Source organism: Granulicella rosea, assembly GCF_900188085.1.
GTDB classification, from domain to species: Bacteria; Acidobacteriota; Terriglobia; order Terriglobales; family Acidobacteriaceae; genus Edaphobacter; species Edaphobacter rosea.
Map to the genome: position 1 here is coordinate 864,471 of NZ_FZOU01000001.1, position 14,218 is coordinate 878,688.

Genomic DNA, 14,218 nt, shown 5'->3' on the forward strand with positions numbered 1-14,218 from the left:
GGCCGCGGTCAGTACGGGTTGCAACATCCCCGTGGGTTGGCGTTCCGACGTATATATCGGCGGAACGTAGCGCATCCACTGCAACCTTTTGCAGGAAACGGCTTTCAACATCCCCGTTTCACGAGCGGAAAGCGCGCCTTGCGCGAACGACTCGGTGAGACTGAAGGCGGAGTAGAGTGAACGGACTCGTGGAGTTGGAAGAGCTGGCGGCAACGGCCGTCGCTCCGGTCTCAGGTGAGGCGTGTGCGCTGGAGAACTACCTGGCGCAGCCGGATCACACCATGGACGCGCGCATTGCAGCGGCGCGGGCGAAGCTGGGCACGGACGTCGTCCTGCTGGGGCACCACTATCAGCGCGACGAGGTGATCCGGTTCGCGGACTTCACCGGCGACAGCTATAAACTTTCTAAAATCGCCGCCTCGACCGACGCGAGGTACATCCTGTTCTGCGGCGTTCACTTTATGGCCGAGAGTGCGGACGTGCTCGCGAAGCCGTGGCAGCAGGTGATTCTGCCGGACCTGAACGCCGGCTGTTCGATGGCCGATATGGCCGAGATCGGGCAGGTGGAAGACTGCTGGGATTCGCTGGAGCGGCTGGGCGTCAAAAATCTGATGCCGCTCACCTATATGAACTCCGCCGCCGACATCAAGGCCTTCTGCGGCGAGCGCGGCGGCTTGGTCTGCACCTCGTCGAACGCTCGCGGAGCGTTCGAGTGGGCGTTTGAGCGCGCCGAAAAGATTCTCTTCCTGCCCGATCAGCACCTCGGCCGCAACACTGCCTGGGCGATGGGCATACCGCTCGACGAGATGGTCGTCTGGGACCCCTATATGTTGAACGGCGGCACGACGCCCGAGCGGCTGGCGCGGGCAAAGGTCATCTTGTGGAAGGGCCACTGCTCGGTCCACCAGCGCTTTCTGCCTGAGCATGTCGATCGCGTTCGCCGCGAAGAACCCGGCATGCAGGTCATCTGCCACCCGGAGTGCCGCTGGGAGGTCTGCCAGAAGGCCGACTACCTCGGCTCGACCGAGCGCATCATCGAGATCATCGAGCAGGCGCCGGAGGGTTCGAGCTTCGCTATCGGTACGGAGATCCACCTCGTCAACCGGCTGGCGGCGCGCTTCGCCCCGCTGGGCAAACGAGTCATTACGCTCGACGATTCAGGCTGCCTGTGCACGACGATGTACCGGATCAGCCCGGCGCATCTGGCCTGGTCGCTCGAAAACCTCGTCGCGGGCGAGGTGGTGAACCAGATCAAGGTGTCGGACGAGACCAAGCACTGGGCGCGCGTGGCGCTGGACCGGATGCTCGAGGTCAAGGCCGCGACGCCGGTGATTCGGCTTTAGTTTGGAGATGCCGTGAGCAAGACTTTCACCTTGAGCGAGGCTCAGACGCTGGTGCCCGTGCTCGACGCCCTGGTGCGCCGGGCGCGGGAGGCGGCGCTGCGCGGCAGCGTTCTGGACGAGGAGATGCAGCGGCTGAACCAGCGCATCTTCCTTTCGGGCGGACTGCACGTCGACGTTCCCGCCGCCGCGCGCCGCCGGGCCGAGCACGACAAGGCCGCGCAGCAGACCAAGTCGACCATCGAGGAGATCGCCGAGATCGGCGCCGAGATCACCGATCTCGAGGCCGGAACGCTCGAACTGCCGTGCGCCACCGAGGGCCGTGTGGTGCAGCTTTGCTGGCGGCTGGGCGAGACGGAGATTCTGCACTGGCGCGAGATCGACGATGAGATGGATGTGCGGCGGAATCTGACGCGCGGATTCGGACGCGGCCAGCGGCTTCAATAACGCGAAAGCAAGAGCGGATCCCTGCGCGAGTCACATTCAAGGTGGCGCCCGATGTCTCCGCGACGGAACTTTAATATTGGCGGAGCGCCATTTCGAGCGCGGCTACGTCGAACGGGAGAGCCTGCCGCGGCAACGGTACAGACCTGAAGATGAAGGCGGACCGCGCGGGATCGGCTCGAACTTGAGAGGATGAACTTGAGAGGCTTTGACGGCATGAAGGTACAGGGAATGAAGCGGCTGGGAACAGCCATGGCTGGACTTGCGATGTTGGCCCTGACCGGATGCGCGGGCTTCTTCGTCTCCACCAGCAGCACGTCGACCTCGACGACCGCCACGGCGGGCGACTATGTTTACGCGTTGAACCCGACGACCAGCACGCTGAGCGCCTACACGGTCGGCTCGGGGACGCTGACGGCGATCTCCGGCTCGCCGTACACGCTGGCTTCGACCGTCGCGCCGCTATCGGTTTGCGTCTCCGGGTTGAACACGATCGTTTACGTCGGCGGCACAGGCGGGATCTACGGCTATTTGATCGGCACGAACGGCGCGCTGACGCAGATCAGCAGCGGCGCCGCGCTCGCCACCGCGGCTGTCGCGCGCATCGCGTGTTCGCCCGACGGCAACTGGCTGGTGGCGCTCGATTCCGCCAACGCGCAGGTGGACGAGTATCAGATCGCCACCTCCACCGGCTTGCTGACCTCCGTGTCGTCCGTGGCATACAGCTACACCTCGGGCCTGACGCCTTCGCTTGCGAGCATCCGCTTCTCGCCCCTGGCCGGATACGTGATTGCGGCGCTGGGTAATGCCGGCACCGCCGTGTACACCTTCAACACCTCGACCGGCGCGCTGGCCTCCGCCTACACGATCAATCCCAGCACGACGACCATCAACCACAATGCGGTGACCGTCAACAGCACCGACACGATGCTCTATATTGCGGAGAGCGGATCGAGCGCGGGCGTCCTGACCTACACCCTGGGCACGACCACGGTCTCGGGCAGCACCACGCCGGTCGCGGCAGGGACCGCGCCCTACTCGGTCGAACTGTCGAAGACGAACGGTTTTCTTTATGTGGGCAACTATGGCACGGCCTCCACGGGAACGCCGGGCAGCATCTCGCAGTACTCGTTTGAAAACAGCGTGCCGACGGCGCTGAGTCCCGCGTCGGTCTCCTCCTCGGGCTACGTGGTGACGATGGCGCGAGACAACTCGGGCAGTTATCTGCTGGCGGGGCTGGGCGGCGTCACGACCGATCTGGTCATGTACGACTTCTCCTCGTCGACCACGGGAACGCTGGTCAGCACGGCCTCGCAGGCCACGTCTTCGGCCAATACCGGGGCAGGATTGCAGATTGCCACCACCCATTGATCGCTACCTGCGTCGATGCAGATGGTAGTCTGCAAACGGATAAGAAATCGATGCGGCGTGTGCAAGGTTTGAAGGTTCTGGGTGTTTCTACCGCTGTGCGGCGTCGGCTGGCGCTCGCGGCCCTGTCTGTTTCACTATTGCCGCTAGCGCTGGCGGGCTGTTCGCGGCTGAAGCCGAAGCCGCCGGATGTGTATGTCTATGTGACGTCGAAGCAGGGGTATCTGCGCGACCGGGTGGCGGCTGTCTCGAACCGCACCGGGCAGGTGCAGAACGGCGACAAGCTGAAGGTGCTGGACCACGCGCGGAAGTTCGTGAAGGTGCAGACGGCCAAGGGCGAGATTGGCTGGATCGAAGAGCGAGCGCTCGCGCCGGCCGAGGTGCCAGGCGAGTTCGACGCGCTGAAGGAAGCGCATAAGAACGATCCGGCGGTCGCGTCCGCGGTCGTGCGCGACGAGGTCTATCTTCACCTGAAGCCCGGTCGCGAGACCGAAAAGTTCTACCGGCTGCAGGAGGGCGAGAAGCTGAAGCTGCTGTCGCGCGCGACGCTCGAACGCCTGATGCCGGGGCAGTCGCCGGGCGTGCGGGCGCAGCGCGCGATTCCGCAGGCGGCCGGCACGAACGCGGCGATCAAGCCGAAGGAGGGCGACGAAGCCGCGACGACGAAGGTTCCCGCGCCTGGCGCCGCGGCCGCGAAGGACGCGCCCGTACCTCCACCGCCGACGATGGAGGACTGGTGGCTGGTGCGCGACTCGCAGGGGCGCACAGGCTGGATGTTCGCCCGCATGATGGATGTGGATGCGCCGGACTCGCTGACGCGCTACGCCGAGGGCCAGCGCATCGTCGGCGCGTACGTGCTCACAACGGTGAACGACCCCGACGCCGAGCAGGCGGACAAGAACATCCCCATCTATGTAACCGTGATGAGCCCGTACAAAGCCGGCCTGCCGTACGACTTCGACCAGGTGCGCGTCTTTACCTGGAGCGTGAAGAAGCATCGCTACGAGACCGGTTTCCGAGAGCGCAACATCGAGGGATTCCTGCCGATGTCGATCAAGGTGGCTCCGGACCCGACGGCCAAGCCGGGCTCTCCACAGGCCGCGCCCGCGCCGACCTTCAGCTACCGCGTGCTCTCGGCCGACTCCGGCCCGGTCGTCCCCGACCCGGAGACCGGTTTAATTACGCCGGGCAAGACCATCACCAAGACCTTCCGGCTGGAGAACAACTATGTCCGCCGGGTCACCCAGCCGGGCGCGCCGCCGGTGATGGAGGCGCATCCCGACCCGATCGTCGATAAGAAGAAGGATGCGAAGGGGAAGAAGAAAAAGTAGTGCTACTGGAAGTCGGGCTTCCACCAGGGGAGCGGCATCGCGAAGTAGACGATCTCTCCGGGTGCGGCTCCAATCTTCAGCCTGGTGCTGCATTCATTGCCGGGGACGAAGCCCTGACGCAGCACTGTGGCTACATCCAGCAGTGGAGAGCCAGTCATGTTGCAGTCGGTATAGGGGATTCTCCCCGGCTCCTTGCCCATCTTCGGACCTCCACGAAGCAGGAAGGTTGTCGCGTTTGCGGGAACGTCGACTCGTGCGGAACCCGTCCCGTCGATGTGGAGCACAATGTCGGTCGACTCTTCGGTATGCCCTGCTTTGTTCCGGCCTGTTTTGCCTGGCTCCTCCAACAAAAATGTGACGGTGACATTTCGATTTGTCATCGGCTTTCCGGTTTTGCCGTGGACGAGCCGGATGGTGAGCTGCTGTGCAGAGATGACAGGGCCGAGCATGGCCAGTCCTGCAAGAGCGACGAGCATTCGAATGTGCCGGTGACCAGCCATGGACTGTTCTCCTGAAAATCTTCGATCGCTACGCGTAAAAATCTCGAATCGCTGCGACCACCGTCTCCTGCTCGTCCGTACGCAGCTCCGGATACATCGGCAGAGCGAGCACCTCGGCGGCGGCACGTTCCGTTTCGGGAAAGTCGCCTGCCTTGTAGCCCAGCGACTGCAGACTCTCCTGCAGGTGCAGCGGCAGGGGATAGTAGATCTCCGTGCCGATCCTGCGTTCGGTCAGATAAGCCCGCAGCTCATCGCGGCGCGGCGCACGGATGACATATTGATGGAAGACGTGCTGGGCGCGGCGGTCGGTCCACGGCAGGACGATACCTTCCGCAACCGTAGGACCGGTGAGTCCGGCAGCGAGAAAGAGCTGGTTGTAGTTCGCGGCCAGATTGCGCCGCTGCTGATTCCACTCCGGCAAATAGCGGAGTTTGATCTCCAGCACCGCGGCCTGGATCGTGTCGAGCCGCGAGTTCCAGCCCACCTCGTCGTGAAAGTAGCGCCGCCGCATGCCGTGGGCGCGCAGCATGCGCATCCGCTCGTCGAGCGTGCCGGAGCGCGTCGTCACCAGGCCTGCGTCGCCGATCGCGCTGAGATTCTTCGTCGGATAGAAGCTGAAGCAGGCTGCATCGCCCAGCGCGCCGGCAGGCATGCCGTTCCAGGTCGCGCCGAAGGCCTGCGCGGCGTCTTCGATCAGGAGCAGGCCGGGGTGGTCGAGCTGGAGCTGGGCGAAGGCGTCCCAGTCCGCGCACTGGCCGTAGAGATGGACGGGCAGGATCGCCTTCACCGGCTCGCCCGCCATCGCCTCGCGCACTGCATCGGCCGAGAGATTGAAGGTGAGGGGATCGATGTCCGCGAAGATGGGTCGCGCGCCGCAGCGCAGGATGGAGCTGGCGGTGGCGAAGAAGCTGAAGGGCGTGGTGACGACCGCGTCGCCGGGGCCGATCCGCGCGGCCTCCAGGGCCAGCCAGAGCGCGTCCGTGCCGCTGGCGCAGCCGACGGCGTGGGACGCGGCGCAGGCTGCCGCCGCGGCGCGCTCGAACGATTCGACCTCCGGGCCGAGGATGAAGCGCTGCGAGACGCAGACACGCTCGATGGCCTGCATCACCTCTTCGCGTATGCCGGCGAACTGCCGGGAGAAATCCAGCATCGAAACGGGTTGGGACTTGCCGGAAGCAGGGGCAGGGGACGCGGGTACGAGTGTATTCGCCACAGGTTTATGGTACATCGCGTCCGGCAGGGACGGATTTTCCGCCGCTGCCGCTTGAAATTCGTGAACGATGCTCGTATTGTGGGGTGGCTCGGGTTGGGCGGTACGGCGGCCCCGGTTCTTCTGCAGCACTCTGTTATCGCGAAGATAGCAAAACATCGCAACATCCAGTTCCCGGAGAAGTCTACCGGTAAGGAGATCGGCACTATGGATTCAAAGCCGGCACAGAATATTCAGGACACGTTCCTGAACACGGTCCGCAAGGATAAGAGCCCCATCACGATCTACCTGGTCAGCGGCGTCAAGTTGACGGGAAAGATTCGCTCCTTCGACAAATACTCGGTTCTGCTCGAGAACAACAGCCAGGAGCAGCTGATCTTCAAGCACGCGATTTCGACGGTCGTCAGCGGTCGCGTCGGCGGACACGGCGACGGGCGTCCGGATGCACGGCACGCCGGAGCACACGCTCACGCGTCCGCCCACGAGTCGAGCTCCGGTCCCGGAGAATAGCCAGCCGCATCCACGGAATCCGGCAAGAGGCGGTCTGTACTCGCGGCAGACCGCCTTTTGTCGCGCCTGCCTCCGGAGTCCGCGGGCCGATGGCGGGGAGGTTCCTCCAAACCGATGATTTTGCAAACTGGAAACAGTTTGTAGAGCGCGATCGTGCGTGTTCGACTATCGTATCGACTGTTCGGTAACCGCATTGTCCAGATTGACACTCCTCCCTCCCTTTGCTAAAAATTGAAGGTACCCAAAGTTGTTCCAACCTAAAAAATCTGCCGTGTGCGACCTGTCGCGGCTATGCAATGAGGTTCTAAGGCAGTCCCCGGCTGTCTCCATTCCATGGATATCTTGAATCAACTTGGTGGACTTGTGCTCGGCTCCGTGCCGACGATGGTCCTGTTCGTTCTCCTCGTGGTGGCCTACGGGCTGCTTGTGCGCCGTCCGATGGACAAGGTGCTGGCGGAGCGCCGTGCGCGCACCTCCGGCGCGGTAGAACAGGCCAAGGGCGCGATCAGCGCGGCCGAGGCCGAGACGGCTGTTTATGAAGGCAAGCTGCGCGCGGCCAAGGCTGAGATCTTCCAGGCCCGCGACAAGAAACTGAAGCAGTGGACGGCGGAGCGCGATCAGGCTCTATCCGAGGTTCGCACCGCGACCCAGAGCCGCGTGCAGGCAGCGCGGCAGGAGATCGAGCAGTCGGCCGCGGTCGCGAAAAAGCAGATCGAAGGCATGAGCGAAGAGCTCAGCGCGCAGATTCTGCGTGCGGTGCTGCCCGCCGGCGCAACCGGAACGGGAGTGGCCCAGTCATGAAGAATTTCAAGTCAATTTTTGCAGCCCTGCTGCTGACGGGCGTTATGTTCTCGGTCGCGGCTCCGCTGCGTGCGCAGGATGACGGTCGCAACTCGACGCCCGAGGCGCGGGAGCCGAAGAAAGACAAGCAGGAGAAGAACGAGGACGAGGCGTATAAGCACTCGCCCGCGGTCAAGGCCTTCGGCAAAATGCTCGGCATGGATGTCGAGAAGGCCGCCACGGTATTCGAGATCGGCAACTTCGTCGTTCTGGTCGGGCTTGTGGGCTTCGGCCTGGTCAAGGTGTTGCCGAAGACGTTCCGCAATCGCACCTCGGCGATTCAGAAGCATCTGGTGGATGCCCGCGCGGCGACCGCCGAAGCGAGCGCCCGGCTGAACTCGGTCGAAGAGCGGCTCGGCAAGCTCGACGGCCAGATCGCCCAGATGAAGGCGCAGGCCGAGAAGGACTCCGCCGCCGACGAGCTGCGCATCAAGGCGTCGGTGGAAGAGGATAAGAAGAAGATTCTCGCGGCAGCCGAGCAGGAGATTTCGGCGGCTACGGTTCACGCGCAGCGCCAGTTGCAGCAGTATGCGGCTGAGCTGGCGATCGAGCAGGCCGCACGAAAGCTGGTCGTGACGGCCGAGACGGACCGGTTGATCGTGCAAAACTTCGCGCGCCGGCTGGGCGCGGACGACTCGAAGGGTGGGCAGAACTGATGGCCGTCTTTGCTCCCCGGTATGCACGCGCGTTTGCCGCCGTCGCTGCCTCGAAGAATCTGGATGTAGCCGCCGCGCAGCAGCAGTTGCAGGACTTCGCCGGAACGTTCGCGGGCAGCCGCGAGCTGCGCGAGGTACTGACCGATCCGTCGATCAAGTCTGCGCAGAAGTTGAAGGTGCTGGACGCGATCGCCTCGCGCATCGGGATGTTCCGCGAGGTGCGCAACTTTGTCGCGGTTGTAATGGATCACGAGCATCTGAATGAGCTTGGCGAAATCCTCGCCGCGTATCATGAGCTTGCGGACGAGTCGCTTGGCTTCTCCGAAGCGGCCGTGGTCAGCGCGCATGAGCTGACGGTCGAGGATCGCGCGGAGCTGGAGGCGCAGGTCTCGAAGCTGGTGGGCGGCGCAAAGGTTCGCGTGGCTTATAGTCAGGATGCTTCATTGCTCGGCGGCGCGGTGGTCAGGATCGGTTCGACGATCTACGATGGGTCGGTGAAAGCCCAGTTCGCGCAGTTGAAGCAGAAGCTGATCAACGCCTAGCAGGAAACAGCGCAGGCGCAGGGATTTATCAAAAGTTTGGACAGGATTGGGTAAAGAGAAGATATGGCACAGATCAAAGCGGATGAGATAACGGAGCTGCTTCGCCAGCAGATTGAGAACTACGAGACGCGGGTCACGGTCGATGAGGTCGGTACGATCATCTCGCTCGGCGACGGTATCGCGCGCATTCACGGCCTGGACAAGGTCATGGCTGGCGAACTGATCGAGTTCCCCCACGGTGTAGCCGGTCTCGCCATGAACCTCGATGAGGATCAGGTCGGCGCCGTGCTGCTGGGCGACTACACCGAGTTGAACGAAGGAGACCAGGTCAAGCGCACTGGCAAGATCATGTCCGTGCCCGTCGGCAAGGCGATGATCGGTCGCGTCGTGAACGCGCTCGGCCAGCCCATCGACGACAAGGGACCGATCAACACCACTGAGACGCTTCCCGTGGAGCGCCTCGCTCCGGGCGTCATCGACCGTCAGGCCGTCAAGGAGCCGATGGCGACCGGCATCAAGGCCATCGACACGATGATCCCGATCGGCCGCGGCCAGCGCGAACTGCTGATCGGCGACCGTCAGACCGGTAAGACCGCGATTGCGCTCGACACGATCATCAACTCGGCAAAGAACAACCTCATCTGCATTTACTGCGCGATCGGCCAGAAGCGTTCGTCGGTTGCCCAGGTTGTCCAGACCCTCGAAGAGCATGGCGCGATGGCCTACACCATCGTCGTTGCCGCAACTGCCTCCGAGCCGGCGCCGATGCAGTACCTGGCCCCGTTCTCCGCGACCGCCATGGGTGAGTACTTCCGCGATAACGGCATGCACGCGCTGATCATCTACGACGACCTTTCGAAGCACGCCGCCAGCTACCGTGAAATTTCGCTGCTGCTGCGCCGTCCGCCAGGCCGCGAGGCGTACCCCGGAGACGTCTTCTATCTCCACTCGCGCCTGCTGGAGCGTTCGTCCAAGGTTTCGGCCAAGCTGGGCGGCGGTTCGCTGACCGCTCTGCCGATCATCGAGACCCAGGCCGGCGACGTCTCGGCGTACATTCCGACCAACGTGATTTCGATCACCGACGGTCAGATCTTCGTCGAAACCGACCTCTTCAACTCGGGTATCCGTCCCGCCGTCAACGTCGGTCTGTCGGTCTCGCGCGTCGGATTCTCGGCTGCGCTGAAGGCGACCAAGCAGGTCGGCGCGACGCTGAAGCTGGACCTCGCGCAGTATCGCGAGCTGGCTGCGTTCTCGCAGTTCGGTTCGGACCTCGATAAGGTGACGCAGAACCAGCTGAACCGCGGCGCGCGTCTGGTCGAGCTGCTCAAGCAGCCTCAGTTCCAGCCGCTCTCGGCCGAGAAGCAGGTGGCGATCATCTATGCCGGCGTCAACGGCCTGCTGGACGACGTCGAAGTGAAGGATCTGCGGGCATTTGAGGATGGTTACTACCCGTATCTGGAGTCCTCGGCGCCCACGATTCTGACCGATATCGCGACCAAGAAGGCGCTCGATGACGATATCAAGGCGCGTCTGAATGCCGCGATCAAGGAATACAAGACGAGCTTCCTCGAAGGTCTGAAGTCGAAGAAGGAAACGGCGGCGGCGAAGTAAACCATGGCTAACGTACTCGATCTACGGCGTCGCATCCGCAGTGTGAAGAACACGCGGCAGATCACGAAGGCCATGAAGATGGTCTCGGCCGCGAAGCTGCGCCGTGCGCAGGAGCGCGCGCTGCAGGCCCGGCCGTACGCCCAGATGTTGTCGAACGTGCTGGAATCGCTGGTGCGCCGCACCGACCTCTACAACGAGGCGACCGGCGAGATCATGCATCCGCTACTGGTGGAGCGCGAAGAGAAGAGCGTTCTTCTCGTGGTGATCGCGGGCGACAAGGGTTTTGCGGGCGGATTCAACTCCAACATCGGCAAGGCGGCGCAGAAGTTCATCGATGAGCGCGTCAAGCTGGGGCAGAACGTGGACCTCGAATCGGTCGGCAAGAAGGCGATCGGGTTCTACAAGAAGAAGTACGCAGCAGCGAACTACGAGCGCACCGAGGAGCACTACGACAACGATCTCTCCACCCACTTCGAGACCATCCGTCACCGTGCACAGCAGGTTGAAGTGACCGGCGAGCACACGGACTTTCTGGTGAAGACGGAGTTTGAGGCGGTCTCGAAGCTGAGCCACTCGATCATCGAGCGCTACGAACGGGCCGAGATCGACGCGGTCTACCTGGTCTACAACGAGTTCAAGTCGGTCATCTCACAGCGCATCGTAGTCGAAAAGCTGCTGCCGATCCGCAAGCTCGGCTCGCATGAGATCACGGCGTCCGAGGTGCTTTCGGACGAACAGCGGGAGGCGGCGGCGAAGGCTGCCACATCCGAGGGCATCAGCGTCAACGAGCCCGAGGAGACGCAGATTGAAAAGGAAGCGAAGAAGTTCGGCACCGCCGAGGTGGATTACATCTTCGACCAGGCGCCGGAGCGGCTCTTCCGCCACCTGATGCCGCGGTATGTGACGACGCAGATCTTCCATGCGCTTCTGGAGAGTGTGGCGTCCGAGCATGCAGCGCGTATGACGGCGACCGACGCAGCGACGAAGAATGCGGGCGATCTGATCGATTCGCTGAGTTTGACCATGAACCGGGTGCGTCAGGCAGCCATTACGAAGGAAATCATCGAGATTGTGAGCGGAGCGGCCGCCCTGTAGGGGCCGGAACGCGAACGAGAGAAAACTATGGCAGAGAATATTGGAAAAGTTATTTCAGTCAGCGGCCCGGCCGTTGACGTTCAGTTCGAAGACGGGCACATGCCCGGCATCTTCGGGGCGTTGCGCATCGTCAGCGAGGGCTTCAATGTGCCGGAGCCGCTCGACGTCATCGTCGAGGTGCAGCAGCATCTGGGCGAAGGCCGCGTGCGCTGCATTGCCATGGTTGCGACCGAGGGTATGGTTCGCGGCATGAAGGCGATCGACACGGGCGCTGGCATCATGGTGCCGGTGGGCCGCGAGACGCTGGGCCGTGTGCTCAACGTGCTGGGTCAGCCGGTGGACGAGCTCGGACCCGTCAACGCCAAGGTGCATATGCCGATTCACCGGCAGGCGCCTGCGTTCGACGAGCAGTCGACGTCGGAAGAGATGTTCGAGACCGGCATCAAGGTCATCGACCTGATCCAGCCGTTCCTCAAGGGCGGAAAGATCGGCCTCTTCGGCGGAGCCGGCGTCGGCAAGACTGTTATCATCCAGGAACTCATCAACAACGTCGCACAGCAGCACGGTGGTTTCTCCGTGTTCGCCGGCGTCGGAGAGCGTACCCGTGAAGGAAACGACCTCTGGCACGAGTTCCAGGAGTCGGGCGTTATCGATCTGAAGGACTTCTCGAAGTCCAAGGCTTCGCTGATCTATGGCCAGATGACCGAGCCGCCAGGGGCGCGTCTGCGCGTGGCGCTGACCGGTCTCACCGTCGCTGAGTACTTCCGCGACGAAGAGGGCGCCGACACGCTGCTGTTCATCGACAACATCTTCCGCTTCACGCAGGCGGGTTCCGAGGTTTCGACGCTGCTGGGCCGTATGCCCTCGGCCGTCGGATACCAGCCGAACCTGGCGACCGAAATGGGTGAGCTGCAGGAGCGCATCACGTCGACCAAGAAGGGTTCGATCACCTCGGTGCAGGCCGTTTATGTGCCCGCCGACGACTTGACCGACCCGGCGCCGGCGACGACCTTTGCCCACCTCGATGCAACGACCGTGCTTTCGCGTCCTTTGTCCGAGCTGGGAATTTATCCGGCTGTCGACCCGCTCGCTTCGACTTCGCGCATTCTGTCTCCGCGCGTTGTCGGTCAGGAGCACTACGATGTGGCACAGGGCGTGAAGAAGATTCTGCAGCGCTACAAGGACCTGCAGGACATCATCGCGATTCTGGGTATCGACGAGCTTTCGGAAGAGGACAAGACGACCGTGGCGCGTGCGCGTAAGGTGCAGCGTTATCTTTCGCAGCCGTTCCATGTCGCCGAGATCTTCACCGGTATCCCCGGCGCTTACGTCAAGGTTGCGGACACGGTGCGCTCCTTTAAGGAGATCATCGAAGGTAAGCACGACGCGCTTCCGGAGCAGGCGTTCTACCTCAAGGGCGGTATCGAGGATGTGATCGCGGCTGCCGAGAAGATGAAGTAGGAAGAAAACAGAGAATAGGGAATAGGGACTGGCGGTGTGCCGGTCCCTGTCTCCGGTTTGGGTGATATGGCTGAGGGTGGAAACAATTCGGGAGTGTTGCAGGTTCGTCTGGTGACGCCGGAGCGCGTGCTGTTGGACGCGACGGCAGACGCGGTGGAGCTGCCGTCGATGTCGGGGTACCTGGAGGCGCTGTACGGTCATGCGCCGCTGCTGGCGGAGCTGGGCGCGGGCGAGGTGCGTCTGCATGGTGGATCATCCGCCGATCAGAAGTTCTTCGTCGCGTGGGGTTTCGTCGAGGTTCTGCCGGAGCGGGTAACGATCCTGGCTGAGACCGCGATGCATCCGGACGAGATCAATCTGGGCAAGGCCGAGGATCTGCTGAAGCAGGCGGAGAAGACCTACGCCGAGGCTGGCGACAACCAGGCGATGTATGACGAGGCGAATACGCTGATGCGTCAGGCCGACGAGATGATCGCCTCGGCGCAGGGTAAGAGCCTGTAACGAGCTAAGACCTTTTGGAGATGCCCGGCTTCGGCCGGGCATCTCTGCGTTTAAGCTCTATCGAAATCGGGGCGCCAAGGTTGGGACTCGCCTCGTTGTGATCGCCGTCGGCCAACGCGTCTTCCGGGTGTTGGCCGGCAAAAGAATCGCTGCAAAAATGCCTCCATGACGGAGGCATTTTGCTTGTGTGCGAAAAACGGACTTCCTTGGAGAAGTTGGATTTTGACGGCAGTAGGAATGAGCATTTATTGGGAGAAAATTTAATTTGAAGATTTTTCTGGACAATCGTAGCTTGAATGACTTAAATTGGTAACGGTTACTCTAAACCATTTGGAGCTTTCACTATGCGTATGTCTCTCCTTGCCGGTGTAGTTCTCTCCTCGGTTGTACTTCCCGTCGCCAACGCCGCTCTGCTGCCTGCGCTGCTTCAGGCCCACCTGACCTCGCCTTCCGCCACTGCCGCTTCGAATGCGACTGCTGCGACCGCCGCAACCTCGAACCTGCGCATCTCGACCGGCGTCACTGCTCCTGTCGTCATCTCGACCACGGACGTTCGCTACATGCCGCACGCGCTCGACACGATTCCCGCAGACAGCAAGGTTGAGCTTTCGCTGCAGGTGGATGAGAAGGGTCTCCCGAAGGACATCAAGGTTGTGAAGTCCGTGAATCCCTCGGTCGACGAGTCGGTCGTTGCCGCTGTCAGCGCGTACCGCTTCCGTCCTGCTACGCTCGACAACCAGCCGGTTGCGATCCAGGTCAAGCTGAACGTCGTGCTCGCTCGCTAACTGAAGCGGCTGCATATGTAGTAG

At 62.6% G+C, this 14,218-nt stretch carries 15 protein-coding genes; 13 read left to right on the forward strand and 2 right to left on the reverse strand.

All coding sequences use genetic code 11. From position 1 onward, the window contains the following. The first annotated feature begins 176 nt into the window (after nt 1-176). From nadA to CHB87_RS03895, 4 genes are all read left to right on the forward strand, one after another. Nucleotides 177-1,343 carry a quinolinate synthase NadA gene (gene nadA / locus CHB87_RS03880; protein WP_089407049.1) on the forward strand — a complete coding sequence of 389 codons (1,167 nt, stop codon included), beginning with the start codon at nt 177-179 and terminating at the stop codon, nt 1,341-1,343. Nucleotides 1,344-1,355: 12 nt separating this feature from the next. Next, nucleotides 1,356-1,787 (forward strand): DUF2203 domain-containing protein, encoded by a 432-nt coding sequence (locus CHB87_RS03885; protein ID WP_089407050.1) that lies wholly within the window; start codon nt 1,356-1,358, stop codon nt 1,785-1,787. A 213-nt stretch (nt 1,788-2,000) separates the two neighbouring features. Continuing rightward, nucleotides 2,001-3,155, forward strand: coding sequence for a lactonase family protein (locus tag CHB87_RS03890; protein ID WP_089407051.1), 1,155 nt, complete (start codon nt 2,001-2,003; stop codon nt 3,153-3,155). Between the two features lie 50 nt (nt 3,156-3,205). Continuing rightward, nucleotides 3,206-4,483 (forward strand): SH3 domain-containing protein, encoded by a 1,278-nt coding sequence (locus CHB87_RS03895; protein WP_245817795.1) that lies wholly within the window; start codon nt 3,206-3,208, stop codon nt 4,481-4,483. Nucleotides 4,484-4,485: 2 nt separating this feature from the next. Here the strand turns inward: CHB87_RS03895 and CHB87_RS03900 are convergent, their stop codons facing one another. Continuing rightward, nucleotides 4,486-4,983 (reverse strand): hypothetical protein, encoded by a 498-nt coding sequence (locus tag CHB87_RS03900; RefSeq protein ID WP_142988196.1) that lies wholly within the window; start codon nt 4,981-4,983, stop codon nt 4,486-4,488. Nucleotides 4,984-5,011: 28 nt separating this feature from the next. Next, on the reverse strand, nt 5,012-6,133 hold the full coding sequence (locus tag CHB87_RS03905) for a DegT/DnrJ/EryC1/StrS family aminotransferase (protein ID WP_089407054.1): 1,122 nt from the start codon (nt 6,131-6,133) through the stop codon (nt 5,012-5,014). A 267-nt stretch (nt 6,134-6,400) separates the two neighbouring features. Here CHB87_RS03905 and hfq point away from each other — a divergent pair, with 267 nt between their 5' ends. From hfq to CHB87_RS03950, 9 genes are all read left to right on the forward strand, one after another. Next, complete coding sequence (gene hfq / locus CHB87_RS03910; RefSeq protein WP_089407055.1) at nt 6,401-6,703, forward strand: RNA chaperone Hfq; 303 nt, start codon at nt 6,401-6,403, stop codon at nt 6,701-6,703. Nucleotides 6,704-7,036: 333 nt separating this feature from the next. Beyond that, nucleotides 7,037-7,504 (forward strand): F0F1 ATP synthase subunit B, encoded by a 468-nt coding sequence (locus CHB87_RS03915; RefSeq protein ID WP_089407056.1) that lies wholly within the window; start codon nt 7,037-7,039, stop codon nt 7,502-7,504. Next, nucleotides 7,501-8,199, forward strand: coding sequence for a F0F1 ATP synthase subunit B (locus CHB87_RS03920; RefSeq protein ID WP_089407057.1), 699 nt, complete (start codon nt 7,501-7,503; stop codon nt 8,197-8,199). Before CHB87_RS03915 ends, CHB87_RS03920 begins: the two co-directional genes overlap by 4 nt. Then, the gene (atpH, locus tag CHB87_RS03925) at nt 8,199-8,741 is read left to right on the forward strand and encodes an ATP synthase F1 subunit delta (RefSeq protein ID WP_089407058.1); all 543 of its coding nucleotides are present in this window, start codon (nt 8,199-8,201) and stop codon (nt 8,739-8,741) included. Before CHB87_RS03920 ends, atpH begins: the two co-directional genes overlap by 1 nt. A gap of 63 nt (nt 8,742-8,804) precedes the next feature. After that, a complete protein-coding gene (gene atpA, locus CHB87_RS03930) occupies nt 8,805-10,352 on the forward strand; it encodes a F0F1 ATP synthase subunit alpha (RefSeq protein ID WP_089407059.1) in 1,548 nt (515 codons plus the stop codon). A 3-nt stretch (nt 10,353-10,355) separates the two neighbouring features. After that, nucleotides 10,356-11,447 (forward strand): F0F1 ATP synthase subunit gamma, encoded by a 1,092-nt coding sequence (locus CHB87_RS03935; protein ID WP_089407060.1) that lies wholly within the window; start codon nt 10,356-10,358, stop codon nt 11,445-11,447. A 27-nt stretch (nt 11,448-11,474) separates the two neighbouring features. Continuing rightward, the gene (gene atpD / locus CHB87_RS03940; protein WP_089407061.1) at nt 11,475-12,908 is read left to right on the forward strand and encodes a F0F1 ATP synthase subunit beta; all 1,434 of its coding nucleotides are present in this window, start codon (nt 11,475-11,477) and stop codon (nt 12,906-12,908) included. A 93-nt stretch (nt 12,909-13,001) separates the two neighbouring features. Then, nucleotides 13,002-13,409: an ATP synthase F1 subunit epsilon gene (gene atpC, locus CHB87_RS03945; protein WP_342743538.1), complete on the forward strand. Its 408-nt coding sequence runs from the start codon at nt 13,002-13,004 to the stop codon at nt 13,407-13,409. 344 nt (nt 13,410-13,753) lie between these two features. Further along, complete coding sequence (locus CHB87_RS03950; protein ID WP_089407063.1) at nt 13,754-14,194, forward strand: TonB family protein; 441 nt, start codon at nt 13,754-13,756, stop codon at nt 14,192-14,194. The last annotated feature ends 24 nt before the right edge of the window (nt 14,195-14,218 follow it).